Origin of the sequence: Ornithinibacillus scapharcae TW25 (genome assembly GCF_000190475.1) — a bacterium.
Lineage (GTDB): Bacteria > Bacillota > Bacilli > Bacillales > Amphibacillaceae > Ornithinibacillus > Ornithinibacillus scapharcae.
Genome location: NZ_AEWH01000064.1, coordinates 40,376 through 46,752 on the forward strand (window position 1 = coordinate 40,376; position 6,377 = coordinate 46,752).

Sequence of the window (6,377 nt, forward strand, 5' to 3'; positions counted from 1 at the left end):
ACTTACGATTTTGGTTGGTAATAATCCCACAATTCTTTATTAGATGTTGTAATGGTAGTTGCACCCGCCTTAATCGCTTGTTCCACTTCTTCAACGGTCTCAATAAAGCCACTAGCAATAATTTCCTTATTCGTTTGTTCGGTAAATTGGCGAATAATCTTCGGAACCACTCCTGGTAACAACTCGATATAGTCTGGATCTGTTCTTTCAATTAGCTTTCCACTCTTCTCGATTGACTTGGAATCTAATAAGAATATCCGCTGAAAGGTTTGAACACCTTTTTGTTTGGCTTTCATAATAACACTAGGCTTAGTAGAAATAATTCCATATGGCTTATATTCCTGACAAATGAATTCTGTGGCATATTCATCTGCCTTTAACCCCATCACTAAATCAATATCTAATAGTAGCTTTTTATTGTGCATATGTGCCATTTGAAAGATCGGCCTCAATCTCGAAATATGTGCATCTAGAACAGCAAAATATTCATAGTTATATGTTGCTAGTTTATCAACATCTTTCATTTCACCTATAACAGGAATAATGCTCTGACCTTTAAACGTCATATTTTCACCTACAAACCCAAATAATACGATGATTAAAAACAGTAACGTTTCTAATCATCGCTCGCTTATGAAAATTAATTTTTAAACTCAGCATCATTAAGTGCGTTTTCTAATTCTTTCTGATATTCATTCGTGATATCTTCATTCCAGTTGAAATAATCTTTCATATAATTAAGGACGTTCTCTTGATATGTTTTTACAGTGTTTATGTCGAATAAAATGGCTCCTGTTCTTCTATTAAAGAAGTCAACTGGGGTTGCGGCCATTTCATGTTCCAATGCATATTGTAATTTTGCGTACAACGTCAATGGTAGATTATATTTTTCAGCTATTTCATTCCCCTCACGGATGATATCAAATAGTATCGGCACGTTAGAACCATATCTTGAGGCTAAATGTTCCGAGTCTTTCTCTGATAGCCCAATTGAAGTTGCAACTTTTACTTGTTCGTTTACAAATTGTTTGAACATTGCAGAGCCACCAACATTACCACCTGAAATTGGGATATTTCTTGTTTCACATGAAGAATATAGTTTACCATATTCTGTTTTAAATTTGGATGCCAAGAGGTCTACGATGCTTTCTGCCATTTTCCGATAACCAGTTAGTTTCCCACCAGCAATTGTTAATAGGCCTGAATCTGATTCCCAGATTTCATCTTTACGTGAAATCTCTGATGGGTCTTTGCCCTCTTCCCAAATTAAAGGTCGTACACCAGCCCAGTTTGATTCCACATCATCTTTTGTAATATTGACTTCCGGGAACATATAGTGAATTGCTTTTAGTAAATAATCACGATCCTCTGTTGTCATCTTTGGATGAATTGGATCGGTATCATAAAATGTATCGGTAGTTCCTACATAAGCTTTGCCATCACGTGGGATAGCAAATACCATGCGTCCATCTGGTGTATCAAAGTAGACAGCCTGTTTTAATGGAAATTTCGATTGATCAATAACAATATGAACACCTTTTGTAAGCTTCAGGACTTTACCTTTTTTAGAATTATCTTGTTCACGAATCGTATCTACCCATGGACCTGTTGCATTCACAACTTTCTTCGCACGAATCTCATACGATTCCCCTGATAACTGGTCATGGACGATTGCCCCAACTACTTTTCCTTTTTCATTATATAATAGCTTCTCTACTTTTGAATAATTAAGCGCTAATGCACCTTTTTCTACGGCTGCTTTGGTAACCTCCATTGTCAATCTAGCATCATCGGTCTTATATTCAACATAAATGCCGCCACCTTTTAAATCTTGTTTTTTAACAAGAGGGGCTTTTTCCAATGTTTGTTCTGGGGTCAGCATATATCTTCTTTCATTCTTCTTCACACCAGCTAAAAAGTCATACATTCTTAAACCAATAGATGTCATGAACTTCCCAAAGGTACCGCCTTTATGGAAAGGAAGAAGCATCCATTCCGGTGTTGTTACATGTGGACCATTCTCATATACAATTGCTCTTTCTTTGCCGACCTCAGCAACCTGCTTCACATGAAATTGTTTGAGGTAGCGAAGACCACCATGGACTAATTTAGTTGATCGACTAGAAGTACCTGCTGCAAAGTCTTGCATTTCTACTAAGGCGATTTTCATTCCTCTTGTAGTAGCATCAAAAGCAATACCAGCACCAGTAATCCCGCCACCAATAACCAATACATCAAATTCTTCCTTTTGTACGGTATCGATTAACTGTTGACGATTCTTATTTGAGAAGTTCATCATCCAATTCTCCTTTTTCCTTATACTGTATAGTTATACCAAGGTATTATTATTATATGAATGAAAGCTATACTAAGAATTACTATAGGTTAAAAAAGTCCTATTGACATGAGGATAGTTTCCCTACATATGAGATAAAAGCATTCACTCGTCTATGCAACTATCTATATCTCTTAGGCATTAGATCAGGCTTTTTATACTTTCCCAAATGCAAAAAAGACCACAAGAAACAGTGTCAAATATACCTCTGACATGTCTTGCGGTCTCATTCGTCTCTCCCGTGATATTAACTTACTTTAAATTATAGCATAGAAAACAACGCATAGTTAATAATCCGTCTTACAATTAACGTTAGCAACTATTTCCAAATCTAATATTCTGTAAGTCATGCTGTGCCGATTCAGGAATGACAGTTTCTCCGAAAACAAAGAAATTTGGTACGGTAAAGTAAGTGGTATCTGCTGTAACTGTTAGTTGTTCCCATGTACCCGTTAGTAAAATTTCTTTATTGATGTATGCTTCTTTCGTTGTGTTCTCACGATTGGCAATGATGTGCAGATGTTCCCTTCTATTATTACTACCAATGATGACATTTCGATCAATAGTTATATCATTTTCATCCTTACCTGCATTTACTTTAATCCAATCACCATGTTGGTCCTGAACAGACATCCAATTATCTTGAATATCTGCTCCAGGTCTAAAGAAAGCATTGGATTGCCAATGCTCACCATGGAGTAACTTCCCAGTGTGTTGCACAATTTTCGATACATGACATAATACTGGTGTCCCTGGTAATAGAACAAAGTATTGATGAATGGTTAGGCCTTTGTACTCTTCGTTTTTCTCCATGGTTGTCGATAACTTTATACCTCTCCATTCATTTCCCTTATTATCTGTTAGGCTAGCGAAATCTGCTACGGTTTTCTCTTTTGATAATGTATGTGGTCTTATTTCGGATAAACCACTCCATAATCCACCAGACCAAGGATTCCACCATAACTTAGGCTGAACTATTGGATAAGAGGTTTCTAACCATTCATGTCCCTCATAGGTCATCGAATATACAGCTGGGAAAAACTCAGGTGCAGCTTTAATTTCAATGATTCCATTGTTTATCTTCCAAGCTTGAAGACCTTGATCACGTATTACTTCTTCTTTCATATCCATGTTTTGTTGTTGAATAACCAGTGCCTCACGTTCTACTAAGAAAGCGTCTAGGTTGGCTTTTAGTTTTACTGTTGAAACAAGAGGCGCATCTTTCAGCGAGATATTAGTGTCCCACTCTCTTTTTTGTTCTTCCCGATTAAACCCGGCAACAGTACTTTCTTTAGTATTTGCAGCTAACAAGACAATTTCTCCATGAAGATTATTTGCTTTGTAATCTGTAACTTTTAGGCTAACTGTCTCCCCTTGAACAAATGGGTTGCGATCGGATAATGTTAGCATTAATTGATTCACTGTTTTTGCTTTCTTTGTTAGGCTAGACTGCTTCGCAAAAGCTCGTAACCCTTCTGCATCGTGAAAAGCTCCAATAGAGAAGTAAACAGAATTCGTTTTGGAAGAACTATTTCCATCGATTTTCCCTAGGTTATATTCAAAATAATTATGCCAACTACCAAAATGAATCTTCTCATCAGCATGCCAGCATAAACCGATTGGGTCTGAAGCCCCCTTTGCAAACAACCAATTCTCTGTAATATGACTATCATCCCAATTGCTATACATGTTCCCAATGGAGTCATTCATTTCCACGACTTCTCCACGGTAAGGAATTACTGCCCGCTCTAGTCCTAAATGTATCGATTGATTGATCCAGATCGGTTGCTCGGTTTGAACATCTAACATATTTTCCACCTCATAGTAATGCTCCACAAGCCCTTCACTATAGAGCTTCAGTATGAAATGGACCTTTATATTCGGAAATGCCTCCAGGATATAGGTAACCTTGGCACCGACATAACCAGATTCCTTAAAAAATTCCTTTTCCTCATATTTTGCTTTGGCAATCTCTTCGGAATATGGTTTCCCAATTTTCGGTGTTAAGATATTGATACTGCTCTCCAATTTCTTTCTACCTACTTGTATTGTATTCCCTTGTTTTTTCAATTGAGTAAAATACTGTCCATTAAAAAGTTGAATTATTTCTTCATCCTCACCATAGAATGAAGCACCAATTCCCCTAAGTGGGATACCAATTAGACGAGTGAAATCGACCACATCTCCATTTTCTTTAATCGCCCTTACCTGTAATGCTGCATCATAATAGCCATGAGCTTTTACCACAAAAGGAATAGCAATGGATTGTTTATTTTTTGGATCAATTTCAATATTTAATTTACTAGATTGTATATCCATCAATTTTGAAACAGGAAACTCCAGCTCAAAACGTACTTTCTCTGAGAAATTATTCTTTAAATCTAAATAGAAAACACTTTCTTTTCCAACAAATGAAAGATCTTCTGGAAAATACGCAGCAACTTGCGCAGGATACTTCGGTAGAATCCCTACCTTAAAGACTGCCTGTTTCCCATTAATTGTAACGACGGATTGTACCGTTGGATGTGTACGGAATGAATTCTGTTCTTCCTCAATTGGCCCAATGTAGAACGTTCCTGTCACCTCCGCTGAATCGATTACCTCTAATGATTTTTCAAGCGAAAACCTAATATTTTTATCGCTAATTCCTTTTATATCAATATGAAGAGGTTTACTGGATTTATTGGTGATCGAATAACGAACAGGATAATGGTCACCAAACACTAATTGGTGCTCTGGTATATTAGCGGAAATAATGTAATCTTTCGTTTCGATTAAGCGAATGCCTCTACCAGTTCTTTCAAACTCCATTCGAAGTTCTGCATTTTCTTTTTCCCATTTATACTCATAGTAATGGAAGTCATTTTCCACCCTACCATCCGGCTTTACTTCAATTTCCCTTGTACTAGCATCATACCAGCTCGTGTCCTGGAAGAAATCTGCCACTGCCTCGGTATGTAGAACCGTCGGCATAAAATTCATTAAATGCGTCGAATCATCACGGTCCTCCCAGAAAAATCCACACTTTTTGTAAAGTGGAACTGCCTTGGTATTTCCTGACCAAGTATATAGGTCAAGTCTAGGCCACTTTAAATGGATAGTCTCTTCTAGTGCAGTAAGTAGCAATTTCTTACCAATCTTTTTACCATGATAGTCATCTCGAACATTTAAAAGTGGAATATATAATGCCCCTTCATCATCACGATATTCACTAAAACCACAGTACCCTACCACCTTTTCTCCCTCTAAAGCAAGGTAGGTGTGGATATTGGTGGAGTTTCTTTCTCGATTTATGATGGACTCCTCTGTGTCAACTGTATTAGCGCCTCCCCAGCCATCACGACTATGATTCCACATGTCTGCAACTCTTGAAGCATAACTTTCATCGTATTTTACGATTTTGATATCCATAAAAATTCCAACTCCCTTTTCATTCAGAAATAACTCATTTTCCATAAAAAAAGAACCACTCAAACGAGAATGGTTCTTTAATACCAGAATATTTTCGATAGCTATGTATACTATCATTAAAAAACCATAGGAATGCACAATACACCCTATGGAACGAATAGACGATAAATTAATTTAACGGTAATGGGTTACAGTAGGTTGTACTTGCTTGATATTCAATTTAGCTAGAGTCTTCATTACGTTAATCATGTCATACAACCTCCTTTTATAATTCTGAATGTTTTTTACTTCTTTAGTATACAGAAAATTTTTAGTTGTGTAAACCCGTTTTTTTCCAAGAGACATTGTTTTTACCACTGAATGATAAACTGTTTACCAATACAAGACTTCCAGTAGACTTAAGATAAAAATCATATTTTTGGAATCAAAAGTTTTATACTTGTTAGTCAAATTTGATTTTCAATAAGGTCAGTCTTCCATAAACGGGCAATATTGTGAATAAAAGAAAAGTTATTCACTTTGGCTTTTTGGGTTGTAAGTAAATCATCTTTAGCAAATATTTATAATAGGTATGTCCTTACTCATGGCATTAAAAAGGTTAACTCCATTTTGATTTATCCTAATTCAAAAT

The 6,377-nt window shown here is 36.4% G+C and carries 3 protein-coding genes; all 3 read right to left on the reverse strand.

From position 1 onward, the window contains the following. Nucleotides 1–2 precede the first annotated feature (2 nt). The 3 genes from G5W_RS0118175 to G5W_RS0118185 all read right to left on the reverse strand — a co-directional run bounded on the left by G5W_RS0118175 (nucleotide 3) and on the right by G5W_RS0118185 (nucleotide 5,746). Entirely contained in the window at nucleotides 3–566 is a 564-nt protein-coding gene (locus G5W_RS0118175; RefSeq protein WP_010098881.1) for a glycerol-3-phosphate responsive antiterminator, read from the reverse strand. Nucleotides 567–640: 74 nt separating this feature from the next. Continuing rightward, complete coding sequence (locus G5W_RS0118180) at nucleotides 641–2,296, reverse strand: glycerol-3-phosphate dehydrogenase/oxidase (RefSeq protein WP_010098882.1); 1,656 nt, start codon at nucleotides 2,294–2,296, stop codon at nucleotides 641–643. Nucleotides 2,297–2,647: 351 nt separating this feature from the next. Next, nucleotides 2,648–5,746, reverse strand: coding sequence for a GNAT family N-acetyltransferase (locus tag G5W_RS0118185; protein ID WP_033445765.1), 3,099 nt, complete (start codon nucleotides 5,744–5,746; stop codon nucleotides 2,648–2,650). Nucleotides 5,747–6,377 lie beyond the last annotated feature (631 nt).

Coding starts and splice junctions, on each gene's coding strand:
- G5W_RS0118175 (WP_010098881.1), bottom strand. CDS start 566: ATGACGTTTAAAGGTCAGAGCATTATTCCTGTTATAGGTGAAATGAAA.
- G5W_RS0118180 (WP_010098882.1), bottom strand. CDS start 2,296: ATGAACTTCTCAAATAAGAATCGTCAACAGTTAATCGATACCGTACAA.
- G5W_RS0118185 (WP_033445765.1), bottom strand. CDS start 5,746: ATGGATATCAAAATCGTAAAATACGATGAAAGTTATGCTTCAAGAGTT.